The organism is Acinetobacter sp. HR7 (genome assembly GCF_000773685.1).
Lineage (GTDB): Bacteria > Pseudomonadota > Gammaproteobacteria > Pseudomonadales > Moraxellaceae > Acinetobacter > Acinetobacter thermotolerans.
In genome coordinates this window covers 1-15462 of record NZ_JPQO01000200.1, presented here as the reverse complement: position 1 = coordinate 15462, position 15462 = coordinate 1, and the positions used below count along the sequence as shown (strand labels likewise).

Annotated in this window: 13 protein-coding genes; 6 read left to right on the top strand and 7 right to left on the bottom strand. The window is 47.1% G+C overall.

Going from position 1 to position 15462, the window contains the following annotated elements; genetic code table 11:
• Window positions 1-58 precede the first annotated feature (58 nt).
• The 3 genes from GW12_RS12155 to GW12_RS12145 form a co-directional block, all read right to left on the bottom strand.
• Window positions 59-1087 (bottom strand): DUF4062 domain-containing protein, encoded by a 1029-nt coding sequence (locus tag GW12_RS12155; RefSeq protein ID WP_034587875.1) that lies wholly within the window; start codon window positions 1085-1087, stop codon window positions 59-61.
• Between the two features lie 133 nt (window positions 1088-1220).
• Complete coding sequence (gene murI / locus GW12_RS12150) at window positions 1221-2090, bottom strand: glutamate racemase (protein WP_034587873.1); 870 nt, start codon at window positions 2088-2090, stop codon at window positions 1221-1223.
• A gap of 48 nt (window positions 2091-2138) precedes the next feature.
• A complete protein-coding gene (locus GW12_RS12145; protein ID WP_034587871.1) occupies window positions 2139-2750 on the bottom strand; it encodes a DUF1285 domain-containing protein in 612 nt (203 codons plus the stop codon).
• Window positions 2751-2936: 186 nt separating this feature from the next.
• Here GW12_RS12145 and GW12_RS12140 point away from each other — a divergent pair, with 186 nt between their 5' ends.
• Window positions 2937-4649 (top strand): electron transfer flavoprotein-ubiquinone oxidoreductase, encoded by a 1713-nt coding sequence (locus tag GW12_RS12140; protein WP_034587868.1) that lies wholly within the window; start codon window positions 2937-2939, stop codon window positions 4647-4649.
• Window positions 4650-4774: 125 nt separating this feature from the next.
• On the opposite strand, the gene tusA is transcribed toward GW12_RS12140, so the two are convergent.
• On the bottom strand, window positions 4775-5032 hold the full coding sequence (tusA, locus tag GW12_RS12135) for a sulfurtransferase TusA (protein ID WP_034587933.1): 258 nt from the start codon (window positions 5030-5032) through the stop codon (window positions 4775-4777).
• A gap of 201 nt (window positions 5033-5233) precedes the next feature.
• On the opposite strand from tusA, the gene GW12_RS12130 reads away from it, so the two are divergent.
• Window positions 5234-6073, top strand: a complete 840-nt coding sequence (locus GW12_RS12130) for an HlyC/CorC family transporter (RefSeq protein ID WP_034587865.1) — start codon at window positions 5234-5236, stop codon at window positions 6071-6073.
• Window positions 6070-7632, top strand: a complete 1563-nt coding sequence (lnt, locus tag GW12_RS12125; RefSeq protein ID WP_034587863.1) for an apolipoprotein N-acyltransferase — start codon at window positions 6070-6072, stop codon at window positions 7630-7632. The genes GW12_RS12130 and lnt overlap by 4 nt, the downstream gene beginning before the upstream one ends.
• Window positions 7633-7799: 167 nt before the next feature.
• Here the strand turns inward: lnt and GW12_RS12120 are convergent, their stop codons facing one another.
• The 3 genes from GW12_RS12120 to gspF all read right to left on the bottom strand — a co-directional run bounded on the left by GW12_RS12120 (window position 7800) and on the right by gspF (window position 10183).
• A complete protein-coding gene (locus tag GW12_RS12120; RefSeq protein ID WP_034587861.1) occupies window positions 7800-8135 on the bottom strand; it encodes a hypothetical protein in 336 nt (111 codons plus the stop codon).
• Between the two features lie 283 nt (window positions 8136-8418).
• Complete coding sequence (gene gspG / locus GW12_RS12115; protein WP_052127923.1) at window positions 8419-8886, bottom strand: type II secretion system major pseudopilin GspG; 468 nt, start codon at window positions 8884-8886, stop codon at window positions 8419-8421.
• 91 nt (window positions 8887-8977) lie between these two features.
• A complete protein-coding gene (gspF, locus tag GW12_RS12110; RefSeq protein WP_034587860.1) occupies window positions 8978-10183 on the bottom strand; it encodes a type II secretion system inner membrane protein GspF in 1206 nt (401 codons plus the stop codon).
• A gap of 150 nt (window positions 10184-10333) precedes the next feature.
• Between gspF and GW12_RS12105 the strand changes: the two genes are divergently transcribed.
• Genes GW12_RS12105 through hslO form a run of 3 tightly spaced genes read left to right on the top strand, consistent with a single transcriptional unit; the run spans window position 10334 to window position 15375 of the window.
• Window positions 10334-12556, top strand: coding sequence for a primosomal protein N' (locus GW12_RS12105; protein ID WP_034587858.1), 2223 nt, complete (start codon window positions 10334-10336; stop codon window positions 12554-12556).
• 39 nt (window positions 12557-12595) lie between these two features.
• On the top strand, window positions 12596-14449 hold the full coding sequence (locus GW12_RS12100; RefSeq protein WP_034587857.1) for a cation:proton antiporter: 1854 nt from the start codon (window positions 12596-12598) through the stop codon (window positions 14447-14449).
• Window positions 14450-14499: 50 nt separating this feature from the next.
• Entirely contained in the window at window positions 14500-15375 is an 876-nt protein-coding gene (hslO, locus tag GW12_RS12095; RefSeq protein WP_034587856.1) for an Hsp33 family molecular chaperone HslO, read from the top strand.
• Window positions 15376-15462 lie beyond the last annotated feature (87 nt).

Below are 15462 nucleotides of genomic sequence, written 5' to 3'. Positions count from 1 at the left end.
TCCGTCTTAAGGGTCAACCTCTGTACTTTAACAGCTTTCTATGTATTTACAGTATAGATTAATATGCTGATTTATATGGAAGAAGACGATCTTTATCCAGCAAATTACTTTCCATCAATTTTTGCGCCTTTGAGGTCAGTTGCCACAGCAGACGCTGACGGTCATCCCGGCCGGTTGGCACAATCCAGTCATTCTGACGCATTTGCAATTTCAGACTATGCAAGGCACGAATGTTCATCTGGGCACGGGCAACAGCATGGGCACGAGGCATTTCCACCCGTGCATCTTCCAGACCAGTTTCATTCAGATATTCATTCATGCGCTTAGAGAAAAATTCTTCTGGTGTCGGATTGATAAAGGTATCGCCAAGAATGACCAGCAATTCTGCCCAGGTCAGTTTTTTCTGAACTTTTAATTCCTTGAAATTCCCGTCCTGATAGGCATGCATGCGGTATTCAAAGGAAAATACTTCATGCATCGACACTTTCGGCAAAGTCAGGAACGGATCCGGTTCGCTTTTATCGGCATCCGCTTCCATCTGCGCGATCTTAGCTTTCAGTTCATCAATTTCATCATGTAACGCTTGCGTATTTTGCGGACGAACCCAACCCGTGACTGGATAACGCTCCAGCATTTGCGGCATGTTCAGGCGAACAGCCATTTCCAAGTCACGCAGGCTGCGGTAGGTAAAGATCTGGTCAACTTCGTTTTGCAGCAGTTTACGGAATTCATTGAATTTTTCACGTAGTTCCGGTTTGGCATCATGCAGCGATTCATCCCGTGAATCCGGGTCATCATGCATAAACACTATCACCGGTTTCTGCTTGCTCACTGCATAGATATATTCAAGATGCATATAACCTACGCCAGAGACGGACTGTTCACCGTACTGGCTACCGAGCAGAATTACCACATAATCACAGTCATCAATCTGACGACGAGCAAAGGCTGTACTAAGAGGTGTACGCTGCTCTAGGCCCCAGGAGAAGAACCCCATACCCACCAACGTCTGTGCCAAGATGATGCGCTCCGGCTGCATATCCTGACCAGAGGTCGATATAAAGACCTGATAGCGTTTATCGAGCATTGCGAACCCTCTCCAATTACCGCGAATGTGCACAGTTCACCTCTAACTCCATGAGCTGTTGCACAAGCGTGCCCCAATTAAAAATATCAAATTTTAAAATAATGTAATTCACTGACTGACAACTAAACTAAATTCAAGCTTCAATATTATTCACAGACCACGAAATATCGTCTGGAATCAGGCGCTGGATAATCGGTTGCATTTGCTCAGCATTTTGACCACTGACAAACAGTTCAATCCGCACGTTTTCTTCACGTTCGCTTCCAAATAATAGCTCATTTTTGATCAGAACGCGGGCAGTTTGTCTCGCAACTGCCAAACCAGAGTCAATCAATGTCATTTTATGACCAAAAATATACTGAATTGACGATTTTAGGAAGGGGTAATGTGTACATCCAAGCACCAAATAATCCGCGCCCTGGTCCACAACTGGTTGTAAAAGCAGGCGTAATGTCGCTAGACACGCGGGACTCATCTGTTCTCCGGCCTCCACAAAGGGCACCAGATCCAGACAGGTCACCGGAATGACTTTCACCTGTGCCGGCTCGGCAAAACGGGTCATGACATCTTTAATCAGCTTGCCGCGAAAGGTCGCCGGAGTGGCAAGCACTGCCACTGTTTTCGATTTGGTCGCCAGGACTGCGGGTTTTAAAGCGGGTACCAGTCCAATAATGGGAAAACGTTCACCATAATGGGCACGTAGATAATCCAGACTAAAGGCTGAAGCGGTATTACAAGCCACTACAGCGGCTTTACAGCCACGACGATACAGCCATTCAATTGCATGCGCAGTCAGCTCACGAATGTCCTGATCTTCACGCGGACCGTAGGGTACATTGGCAGTATCGGCATAATAAACGAAGCGCTCATTCGGTAAATATCGCGCAATTTCGAGCGCCACTGACAGTCCTCCGATTCCTGAATCAAAAATCCCAATGGGTGCGTCTGCAGTAACATCAAGGACGGGATCAAGTGTTGAAGAAATCGGATAAATGGCGCTCATACCGGGGCTATGTGCTCAAGTGGACGGACATGCCACAAAGCTTAAACCTCAGGTGCTTAATTGCAAGTCTAAATCTCCACTTTTCAAGCTTAAAACTGTCGCTCCATCCGAATTTTCACTGAGCTCCCCCATTTCCACCAGGTGTAAAAAGGCAGCACGCTGGATCAATGCATTGATGCCGAAACGCACATGCACATAAGGACGCAATTCATCACCAAAAGCCCGCATAAAAATCGGATGCTCTTGATCTACAATAATCACATCCTGCGTTGTCGTAGTGAGCTGGAGATAAGTCTTCCCTTCAATCTCAACCTGATCCACCTGATTGACAAACAGCGGTTCATCTTCCACTTCAATTTCGATCTGCTCAACCGGAGTTTTCAGGTAAAACTTGCCATCTTCCTTCCACAGTACAGTCGAGAACAGGTCAATCATGGCCTGGCGTTTGATCAATTGACCTTCGTGCCACCATTCTCCATTAGCAAAAACCTTGAGATCCATTGCCCCACAATGCTTTGGATGCCACTGCTCTAGAGGGGGGATTGACCTTTTGTGACTGCCCTGTGCATTTTTTATGTATTGTGCAATATTCGTTAAATTTTTATCATCGCTCATGGCTGGATTTTTCGTCGAATGATTGTTCTCTGCTGCGTTATTCATCGTAGAAGACCTTAATGACGGAAAAATAATATGTTTCAGCCAATTGGCTTCAACTGGGTTTAAAACTATACTAGCCCACAAGATTAAAGACACTAAGCTTTTTGTGTCCAGGAATTATAAATACTCATGGCAGCACCTGATCACCCCGATTTTGGTTGCCACCGAATGTAATATGAGGAGTCCTACATGGAGCACATCGAACGCGAATCGATGGAGTTTGACGTAGTCATCGTAGGTGCAGGCCCTGCGGGTCTTTCTGCGGCGATCAAAATCCGTCAGCTTGCAATTGAAAACAACCTGAATGATCTGTCCGTTTGTGTCGTGGAAAAAGGCTCCGAAGTGGGTGCTCATATTCTTTCCGGTGCTGTGCTGGAACCGCGTGCGATCAATGAACTTTTCCCGAACTGGAAAGAAGAAGGCGCTCCGCTGAATGTTCCTGTGACCGAAGACAGAACCTACTTCACCCTGTCTGAAACTACTTATAAAGAAGCACCGCACTGGATGGTGCCAAAAACCATGCATAACGATGGTAACTACGTGATCTCACTGGGTAACGTAGTTCGCTGGTTAGGCCAGAAAGCGGAAGAGCTGGAAGTATCAATCTTCCCGGGCTTTGCTGCTGCTGAAATTCTGTACCATGAAGATGGTTCAGTGAAAGGCATCCAGACTGGTGATATGGGCATTGGTAAAGATGGTGAACCAACCCATAACTTTGCTCCAGGTTATGAACTGCATGCGAAATATACTTTATTCGCTGAAGGCTGCCGTGGTCATCTCGGTAAACGCCTGATCCAGAAATTCAATCTGGACAAAGATGCTGATCCTCAGCACTACGGTATCGGGATTAAAGAACTGTGGGAAATCGATCCTGCCAAGCACAAACCAGGTCTGGTGATGCACGGTGCCGGCTGGCCTTTATCTGAAACCGGTTCTTCAGGCGGCTGGTGGCTGTACCACGCTGAAAACAACCAGGTGACTCTGGGCATGATCGTGGATCTTTCTTATGAAAACCCACATATGTATCCATTCATGGAAATGCAGCGCTGGAAAACCCATCCACTGATTAAACAGTATCTGGAAGGCGGTAAACGTATTTCTTATGGTGCGCGTGCAGTAGTCAAAGGTGGTTTCAACTCTCTGCCTAAATTTACCTTCCCAGGCGGCTGCTTAATCGGTGATGATGCTGGCTTCCTGAACTTTGCCAAGATCAAAGGCTCACACACTGCGATGAAATCAGGCATGCTGTGTGGTGAAGCAGTGTTTGAAGCAATTAAGGCTGGTGTAGAAAAAGGTGGTGACCTTGCGGTTGCTCGTGTGACTGAAGGTGAAGACTTCTTCGAAAAAGAACTGACTGCTTATACCGACAAGTTCAACAACAGCTGGCTAAAAGAAGAGCTTTATAGCGCGCGTAACTTCGGCCCTGCAATGCACAAGTTTGGTCAATGGATCGGTGGTGCATTCAACTTTATTGACCAGAACGTCTTCAAGGTTCCATTTACCCTGCATGACCTGGTGCCAGACTTCAAGACGCTGAAAACTGTTGATGCAGTGAACTTCAAACCGAATTATCCGAAACCGGATGGCAAACTGACCTTTGACCGTCTGTCGTCAGTGTTTATTTCGAATACGGTACATGAAGAGAACCAGCCTGCTCACCTGAAACTGACTGATCCTTCAATTCCAGTGAACGTAAACCTGCCAAAATGGGATGAGCCTGCTCAGCGCTACTGCCCTGCCGGCGTTTATGAAATCATGGAAAATGATGACGGTTCGAAACGCTTCCAGATCAATGCAGCGAACTGTGTACACTGCAAGACCTGTGACATCAAAGACCCATCTCAAAACATCACTTGGGTAACCCCTGAGGGTGCGGGTGGTCCGAACTACCCTAATATGTAATTTGGATATGAGTGATGATTGAGCACTGCTCGGTCATCACGCAAGAGAAAAATCTGTGATTTTTCTTAAGCCATAAAAAAATCCCTGCCAAGTGCAGGGATTTTTTATATCTGAATTAAAAAGAATTAGCCTTTCTTCACCAGATAATGAAACTCTTTATTGCCATTTTCATCCAAACGCTCTTCCTGCAGCAATAATTCGTGCCCCAAATGCATACAGAATTTTGGAATATCCCATGACGTTGAATTATCCGTTGCAAAGACCTCAACTACATCACCTGACTTGGACTTACGGATCGCCTGATGCAGCATCATGACTGGCTCAGGACAGCGTAAACCACGGGTATTCAATTGTAGGCTTGGGGTAATTTCAGCGTCAGACATTAGCATGCTCAGAAAGAAAGACGGGCCTATTTTAGCATAAACCTGTGCTTGTACCCATGCCTGCATTTCCCCGCTATTCTAGCTAAGAAGACCTGACTGTAATGGTCACAAAGCACCTCAATAATTGCGATAGACAAGCACGTTTTCTGCGGTATGATAAAATCACGTTTTTTTAGATATTAAGAGTCTTTAGGAAAAATCATGCACGAGGAATCAGGCCCGTCGTGGGGCATGCGCGGCTTACGCAAATGGCTGGGAACTGCACCCGAAACCCGCGACGAACTGTTAAAATTAGTACAAGATTCACGTCGATTTTTAGAACCCGATACAGTTGCGATGCTGGAAGGTGTACTCGACCTTCCAGCGACCAAGATTCGTGAAGTGATGACTCCACGAACTTCCATGATCAGTCTGCAGGAAGATGACCAACTGCTGGATATCCTGCATGTGCTGGTGGAATCTGCTCATTCCCGCTTCCCAGTCTTTTCCGCCGATCAGCCGGATAATGTTGTCGGCATCCTGCTGGCCAAAGACCTGTTACCGTTCCTGACCGAACCAACGTCTAAGGTGGATATTCGTGCCTTGATGCGCCAGCCTCTATTCGTGCCAGAAAGTGCCCGTTCTGACCAGGTTCTGCGTATGCTGAAAAACACCCAGACCCATATTGCGATCGTAATTGATGAATATGGTGCGACTTCTGGTCTAGTCACCCTGGAAGATATTCTGGAAGAGATTGTCGGCGAAATTGAAGATGAGCACGATATTGCTGATGAAGAAGCACAATACATTGTTCCAGATAATGATTCCAAAACGGCTAACACTTGGATCGTGCAAGCCTTAACACCAATTGAATATTTTAATGATCTGCTGGATGCCAATTTCCCGGATGATGAAGTCGAAACCATGGGTGGCTTGCTGTTACAGGAAATTGGCCTGGTGAGTGATCTGGAAGGTCAGGTCGTGGAACTGGATAACTGGGCATTTACCATTCTGGAAGCAGATGCACGCTCCATTCACTCGATCCGGGCTGTGCGTCAATGAGGGCACATTTTGACAAACTGCTCAAGCTGTCCGAAGACTCCAAACAGCTTCCGCTGATTTACCCACTGCTGCTGTCTCTTCTGGCAGGTGCAATCTTTAGCCTTGCCCTGGCACCCTATCATTACTGGTGGCTGGCAATTCTGTCTCCAGCACTGCTGTATGCCTGCCTGCGTCAGCGCTCTGCCAAACAAGCTTTTGGAATTGGTTGGGCATACGGGATTGGTCTCTGGTTTGTCGGTGCCTTCTGGCTGTATACCTCGATCCATGAATATGGGGATACCAGCTCAACTCTCAGCGTGCTGATGATCCTGATCATGGCACTGGTGATGGGACTGTTTACCGCGGTACAGACCTTTCTTTACCGTCGCTTTTTCCCGGAAACTCCGCTGACCTTTGCCCCACTCTGGGTGTTATTTGAATGGGCAAAAACCTGGGTGTTTACCGGCTTCCCATGGCTGTTTGCCGGCTATGCCTTCACCGAACGCTTCCTTGATGGTTATGCACCACTGTTCGGCGTGTTTGGGGTGTCCTTTGTAGTCATTACCTTGGCCTGTGCACTGGTGGAAATCCTGAATCGCCGTGTGTTCTGGGCGGTGCCTTCTGTACTTCTATTATTGGGTGCATGGGGTGCTTCTCAGCTGAATTTTGTGGAACAAAAGGCCGGCAGCAAACCACTGAGTGTTTCTCTGATTCAGGGCAATATTCCGCAAGATTTGAAATGGTTGACCGAATATCAGATCAAAACCCTGCTGATCTACGCCAACCTGACCAAGACTGAATGGGGACGTGACCTGATTGTCTGGCCGGAATCTTCGATTCCCATGTTCCAGACCGATATTCCAGATTTTCTGGATGCCATGAAAAATCAGGCAGAAAAATCTGGAACCTCCTGGGTGACGGGCCTGCCATATTGGGATCTGGCGGAGACCAAAGCTGAAGGCCGTCCGATGTACTACAACAGCATCATGGCCAGCGGTGATGAAGCGAGTGGTCTATACAAGAAACAACGCTTGGTACCTTTCGGGGAATATATTCCACTTTCTGGTGCGCTCAGTTGGGTACTACCTGCCTTGCAGAATGACCCCTCTATGAGTGGTTTCTCGCGTGGTGCACGGGATCAAAAACCGTTAAATGTGAAACAGCATCACCTCGGTTCTGCGATCTGCTATGAAGTGGCTTATCCAAACCTGACCCGTCGCAATGCCCGCCAGAGTGATTTTCTGGTAACCGTTTCCAATGATGCCTGGTTTACCGGGACTGCTGGTCCACAGCAGCATTTACAAATGGTACAGATGCGTGCCAAGGAAAATGGCCGCTGGTTTATCCGAGCAACCAACACCGGTGTGACTGCCTTTATTGACCATAACGGGCATATCGTAAAACGCGCACCAATGGACAAAGAAGCTGTGTTACGTGGTGAGTTGCCTGCCATGCAGGGTGAAACCCTGTATATGAAACTGAGCGACTGGCCGGTACTGATCTTCTCGGCACTGTTGCTATTGATTGGATGGCGTTTCCGTCCGCGTAAAGTAGATGTCAGCTTTAAGTCGAGAAGGTAATTCACCTATGAAGTCCCCCTTTATCAAAGGGGGATTTAGGGGGATTAAATTTATAGCTTATTTTTAATCCCTCCTTTACGAAGCATTGCTTCTCACCCTTTTTAAAAGGGAGGAGCTATAAAAAAACCGAGGCGCAATCCTCGGTTTTTTTTTATTGGGAGAGATGATTAAATCTGTGTAGTGAGATAAGACATCATACTCGCCAAAGACAGCATCGGCAGGTAACGATAGAGTTGAACGATGGTACGCTCAAAAGATGATACATCTTCCTGATGTACATAGCTCACACTAGCTTTTAAGGCAGACCAGAAACACAAAGCCAACAGGCTACTCATCAGGCTCAAGGCAAAGAAACCTACCATAATCTGGCTGCTACCTTCAGTGCTTTGCCATAGATACAACATCCCTTGGCTGACTGGAAGAATACTCAAAACCAAAAGGACAGATTTCAGCATTGACCAATGAAACTGGTTTATTTCATCTCCTAAAATTAATGCTTTCATACTCATCTCCTTTGGCTAAATAAGTGCCATTGAGATCATTATGAGCTTTTTTAGAAAAATGAAAAGTCTATATATCTCCATATTTTACGATATTTGTAATCAATCAATATGGGAATAATTCTTATTATAACTCTCAAATAAAGCTTATTATAAAATTTATATAAGATTCAAAATTTTAGATTATATTTTATAATTAAGAGTTATTATCACTTCACTTAAAATTGAGATATCCAATCAAGTGAAGTGATATATTCCATTACTGGAAATTTATAATGATTCTCAGTTAAGGCTGATAATAAATATCAGCATCAGTATCTTCGCCACCAGACTGACCATCGGCACCAAATGAGTACAGATCAAATGGACGACCATTGGTGCCCGGAATCACATATTGCAGGTCATTATCCCAGCTGTCTTTCGGATAACCGCCTTTGACATAGCCACCTGGCAGCCAGTTTTTTGCTGAAGCTGGTTTATTCACTAAAGCATCTAGACCACCATCCTGCATGCTTGGATATTTGCCATTGTCGAGCTTGTACTGGTCCAGTGAACCAGCCACGCTTTGCAGCTTAATGACAGTTGTATCGACTTTGGCTTTTTCACCACGGCCCATCACATTTGGTACGATCAGTGCAGCCAGTACGCCAAGAATCACGATCACTACCATCACTTCAATCAGGGTAAAACCTGAAGCATGTTTGATACGCGTCATACATGCACCTACTTTTGAAGAACCTAGCTGTTGATTCATCATGTCAGTCCTTTTCATTCAATGTCTCTCATTGCTTAATTTCAAAAATCTGTTTGGGCTTTCTATAATTGGAATTTTACCCATATCCGGTTTAAATCATATTATTCATATTTACAATTGGTAGCATCACTGCAATCACGATCACCAATACAATACTCGCCATCAGCACCAACATCAGTGGTTCCAGCAAAGCCAGTAAAGTCGAAATCAGTGTGGTCACTTCGCGGTCCTGCATAGTCGATGCCCGCTCCAGCATCCGGTCCAGCTCACCGGAAGATTCACCACTGCGAATCATTTGTACCATCATCGGTGGGAAATAACCACTACGCTCCAGCTGAGTCGCCAAATTGCCACCTTCAGTCACTTTTTCTGCTGCCAGATTCACTGCATCGCGAATCACCCAGTTATTACTTACCGCTGCACCAATCTTTAGTGCATCAACCAGTGGTACGCCAGAACGGGTCAGAATCGATAAGGTACTGGCAAAACGTGCGGCATTAATGCCACGCGATAATTTCCCAAACAGCGGTAATTTTAGAGTCAGCCGGTCAAAGGCATAATGCCCTGCTGTCGTCCGCAGAAAACGGATTAACAGGAAAATACCGACGGCGCTACCCGCTAATAGAAAAGGCCAAGCCATCCGAATAAAATCGCTGGCTTTCATTAAAGCCACGGTGATCCACGGCAAGGCATCTTTACTCTGGTCAAAGGTTTTGACAATGTCCGGTACCACATAAGTCATCAGTCCCATGACAATGGCAAAGGACATCAGCAGCAAAATGATCGGATAGATCATCGCGCCCTGAATTTTTTTCTGCATGGCAAAGCGGTTTTCGGTATAGTCCGCCAGCTGATCCATGATCAGATCCAGATGTCCAGAACGCTCACCCGCCGCAATGGTGGCAATATATAGTTCCGGAAACCGTCCAGATTGCTGCAAACCCTGCGCGAGACTGTGCCCTTCCAGCACCTTGGAACGCACGGACATCAGCAGGTTCTGCACATGCACCTTTTCGCTCTGCTTGCCCACGGCACGAATCGCTTCTTCCAGCGGAATACCGGCAGCCACCAGCACCGATAATTGTCGGGTCATCAGTGCCAGATCATAAGCCGTGATGCTTTTTTCAAACCAGCGTGGCCGGTAGTGCTTGTCTTTCTGCTCGACCGGATCGACGGAGACCGGAATCAGATCTTTGTCACGTAATTGCTGACGGATCTGACGTGCAGAGTCTCCTTCAAGCACGCCTTTTTGCTGCTTGCCCGAGGCATCAAGCGCGATAAATTGATATGCAGGCATTGTAATGCTCTAATTTTCCCAAAAATTGCGCTAACGCAGTTGCGTCAGACCATCAAAATCATTCATATTCTTAGATATAAATTATCTGCTCACTCTAACACAACTGACTTTTCAGCACGACGAAAATTCATCAGGATGCCTCATTTACCCATGCCCGATCAGCCTGTTTCCCCTGCTCCGATTTATCGCGTCCGTGTCGCCGTGCCTGTACATCTGTTTGACTGTTTTGATTACAGCCTAAGTGCAGGACAATACCAGCAGGCCGAAGTTGGCGCACGCGTGGCAGTATCTTTTGGTCGGCAGCATCTGGTTGGGGTAATTATGGAAAAATTGCCTCCAGATGCTCCATTGGATAGCAGTTTCAAGCTCAAAGACATTACCGAGCTGCTGGATGATCGGGCGATTATTGATGCCAAAGTACTCAATCTGCTGAACTGGTCGGCGCAGTATTATCAGTTCCCGATTGGTGAAGTGGTGCAAAGTGCCCTACCAACATTACTCCGTCAAGGCAAACCTTATAACCTGCTGGCACGTACCTGGAAACTGCTGGATGATCAGGCTGAAGCCAAAGTTCGTCGTTCCGAACGTCAGCAAGAAGCCTATAAGATTTTAAAACTGCATCCTGTCGGTACTACAGAAACCATATTGAATCTGGCGGGTGTTGATACCGCAACCCTGAAGGCTTTAGAGAAAAAAGGTATTTGTGAATGTGTGCTGGAAGCGCAGGATTTTAGCCCACCACCTGTTCAGCTGGCACAGATGCCACTGACTGCAAACCCGGAACAGCAGCATGCCATTCAGCAGGTATTAAAATACAAAAATAAATACCAGGCTTTTTTGCTGGATGGCCTGACCGGCAGCGGCAAGACCGAAGTCTATTTACAGATCATGGGAAAGGTACTGAAACAGGGCAAACAAGTGCTGGTACTGGTACCGGAAATTGGCCTGACCCCGCAAACCATCAGTCGTTTCCAATCACGCTTCCATTGCCATATTGCCCTGCTGCATTCTGGCCTGAATGACTCGAAACGTCTGCAAGCCTGGCAGGCCGCAGAAACCGGTAAAGCCTCGATCGTACTCGGCACCCGTTCTGCAATTTATACCCCAATGCCGAATCTGGGCCTGATTATTCTGGATGAAGAACACGACCTGTCTTTTAAACAGCAGGAAGGCTTCCGCTATCATGCTCGGGACGTGGCCCTGTATCGTGGACATTTACAGCAATGTCCCGTCGTGCTCGGTTCTGCCACGCCAAGCATCGACAGTTATGCATTAGTGGAAAATGGCAAGATGCAGGTGCTGGAACTGAACCAGCGTGCCGGTGCGGCATTGATGCCAAAACTGCATATTCTGGACCTGAAAGTTGCTCAGAAGCAGCATGGCATCAGTCTGCATTTGATTCAGGAAATGCAGAAACGGCTGGATAAAAAGGAACAGGTATTGGTTTTCCTGAACCGTCGTGGTTATGCACCGGTACTGATCTGTGACAGCTGCGGCTGGCAGGCGCAATGCCCGCATTGTGATGCGAATTTCACGGTGCACCGCCAGCCTTATCAGCATCTGCATTGCCACCACTGTGGTACCATTCACCGCATGCCGGATCATTGTCCGAGCTGTAACCATACCGAACTAAAAACCCTAGGCATGGGCACCGGCAAGGTTGAAGAACAGCTGAATGAACTCTTCCCGAATCATGAGGTGATCCGGGTCGATCGCGACTCGACCAGCCGGGTCGGCAGCTGGCAGAAAATCTATGACAAGATTCAGAAAAGCGAACCGGCAATTCTGCTCGGCACCCAAATGTTGGCCAAAGGTCACCATTTCCCTTATGTGACGCTGGTGGCAATCCTGGATATTGACTCTGGCCTGCTGAGTGTCGATTTTCGAGCCACGGAACGTACCGCCCAGCTGATTGTACAGGTGGCGGGCCGTGCTGGCCGTGGTGAACGTAAAGGCGATGTCTATTTACAGACCTTGCGTCCCGATCATGCCTTGCTGAATACTCTGGTCAATGAAAATTACCGTGCTTTCGCCAAACAGACATTGGCACAGCGGCAAATTGCCCGCATGCCACCCTATCGCTATGCGGTGATGATCCGCTGTGAATCACGTGACCAGAACTTAAATACTGAATTCCTACAGAAACATGCAGCGCTGTTGAGGCAATATCAGGACCTTGATCTAGAGATCTGGGGACCAATTCCGGCCCCCATGGAACGCAAGGCGGGACGTTACCAGTCGCATATGGTACTGCTCTCTGCTGAGCGTGCCCGCTTGCACTATTATGTCCGGGCATGGTGGCAGGCCATGCTGCAGGATAAACCCTCTTCCATGAAACTCACGCTAGATGTCGATCCTCAAGAGCTGAGCTAAGCCTGTCTGTGGTACATGAAATAAAATTTAAGGTTAGAAATGTCGATACTGTTGCAAATGACCCTGATTCTGGCGATGGCCCTGCTGTTCGTTCCCATAGCCCGATATCTGAAATTGCCTGCGGTACTTAGCTATTTACTGGTTGGACTGTTGCTGGGTTCCGGTGTATTAGGGCTAGAAATTGATCCTGCCCTGCAATCTAGATTACTCGAAGTCAGCATTTTGACATTATTATTCTGGGTGGGCCTGCAGCTACAGCCACAACGCTTTCTCCAGATCAAGCAATCGACCTGGATTTCAACGGCAGTCCTAGTCTTTGGTTCCGCGACAGTATTCACCCTATTAGCTGCTCTATTGCTACAGCAAAGTCTGGTCAGTAGTGTGGTCATTGGGCTAGCAGGCAGCTTGTCTGCCATGAGCCTAAGTATTCAGCAGCTGATACGTCAGGATCAGCTCAATACCAGCCATGGACAGCTCAGCTATAGCAGCCTGCTGATTCAGGCACTGCTCGTGATTCCTTTAATCGCTGTGATTCCCCTGTTTGCGGGCATGAACTCTACCGAACATGGCGTGGCCTATTTTGCTGCGATCATCGCGACCTTTACCGGGTTATTCCTGTGCAATCGTTATTTGATGCAGCCCCTCTATCGCTGGATCGCCCGTAGCCACAGTCATGACCTACATGCAGTCGTCGCGATTTCTGTAACGCTAGGGCTGCTAGTTCTAATGCAAACTCTGGGACTGAATCTCTATCTGGGTGCTCTATTTGCCGGTATCCTGTTAGCAGATTCTGAATTTAAATCCCATGTTGATCATGCGGTACAGCCATTTCAAGGCTTACTGATCGGATTATGTTTTATTAGTATCGGTCTAGCGATTCAGTTACCCGATGTACTGAACATACCGGGACTGATCATTGGCGGTACTTTGCTGCTGGTTCTATGTAAATTTGCACTGAGTCTGGCGATTGCCCGTTATTACCAAAACAGCTGGCGCACCAGCAGCTTGATGGCCGCCAGTCTGGCACAGGGTGGTGAATTTGCCTTTGTTGCCTTGATCATTGCCATAAACCATCAAATACTGGATCAACAATTACTGTCCCTATTGCTGGCAATAGTTTCATTGTCCATGCTGTTTACGCCACTCTTATACTGGCTGCTGGATCGTCAAATTTTGCCCCGACTGAACAAGCCATCTTATCTGGTCACAGACTTTGAACAGCAGAGTGAAAGTCTGCCTACTACGCCGATTCTATTGATCGGCTTTGGCCGTTTTGGGCAGATCATCGGACGGATTCTGCATCAACAAGGTCTGAGCTTTAGCGTCATGGACAATAGCGTGGAAGCCTCTAATCTACTCAAAGAACAAGGCATTCCCTTTTATCAGGCTGATGCAACTGAACCCACTTCATTACAGTTAGTTGATATTGATTCTAAACAGCAGATCATCGTTGCGATTGATGATATTGAAGACTCGCTACTGGTCGTACGTCATCTACGCTGGAATTATCCCGATCTGAAATTATGGGTACGTGCCCGGGATCGTCATCATGCACATTTGCTGAGTGAACTGGGTGTGGAACAGATTTTCCGGGAAACCTATCTCTCTGCCTTGGCGCTGACCCAAGCATTTCTGACCGAAACCATTCAGTCTGTCGAGGACGCCAAACAGGCAGTTTTAAAATTCAAAAAACACGATGAAGCTTTGCTTACAGCTCAGCAGCAAGCTGAACCGGGTTCTGCCCCACTATATGAACAGCACCACAGCAGCATGGCTGAACTCAGCCATCTATTTGAACAGGATCAGCATGGCAAAACCATCAACAAGCTAATACAGAAACAACAGAATTCAAACGGCACAGGAATTGATGCTTTAACAGATGATCTGTCATAACTTGTGTTTTACAATAGTGCCACCATTAAAGCAGGGTTATGGAGAATTTTATGTCTGATTTACGCCAACGCTTTTTTATTGAAGATAGCCCTGTTCGTGGTGAAGTAGTGCATCTTCAGGAAACTTTACAAACCATTCTGGCACAGCGTAACTACGCCCCTGCGGTACAAATCCTGATTGGTGAAATGCTCAGTGCGACGGCGCTACTGGCTAGCACCCTGAAAATCAAGGGCCGTATCAGTCTGCAGATTCAGGCTTCGGGTACCTTTAAATGGGCCATGGCTGAATGTAACCATCTGGGTGAAGTCCGTGCGTTGGCAGATTATGAAGAAGACCCACGTTTTCAGGTCGCTGAAGACAGCAGTACCGTTTTAAAATCCCTGACCAATCCGGTGCTATTTATCAATATCGAACCAGAATTTGGTGAACGTTATCAGGGGATTGTTCCGCTGGATCGTGACACGCTGGCTGGTTGCCTGATGCAATACTATGACCTGTCTGCCCAGATTCCGACCCATATTGTATTGGCGAGTGACCTGAAACGCTCTGGCGGTCTGCTGATCCAGCTGTTGCCACGTAACAGCGAAGAAGAGCAACGCCGTGTCGATGAAGACCTGTGGCCACGTCTGACCATGCTGACCGAAACATTGAAAGCCGAAGAGCTGATTGGTCTGGATGCCAATGAAATCCTGTATCGCCTGTATAACGAAGAACAGGTACGTTTACCGGAAGTCGAACATTTGAAATTCGGCTGTACCTGTTCCAAAGAGCGTTGTGCCCTTGCCCTACAGCAGATTGGTGCAGAAGCAGTACGTGAGACCCTGGAATTCCAGAATCCGATTGAAATGAACTGCCAGTTCTGTAATAGCCACTACACTTTTACCGCTGAAGAAGCGCTGGGTTTATTTGGTGAACATCTCAGTTAATGACTGAAACAGGTCTTTTAAAAGCACTCCATTGGGGTAATGCCAGTCAGTTAAGCAAATATTAGCAAAATGTAGTAAAAATGAGTG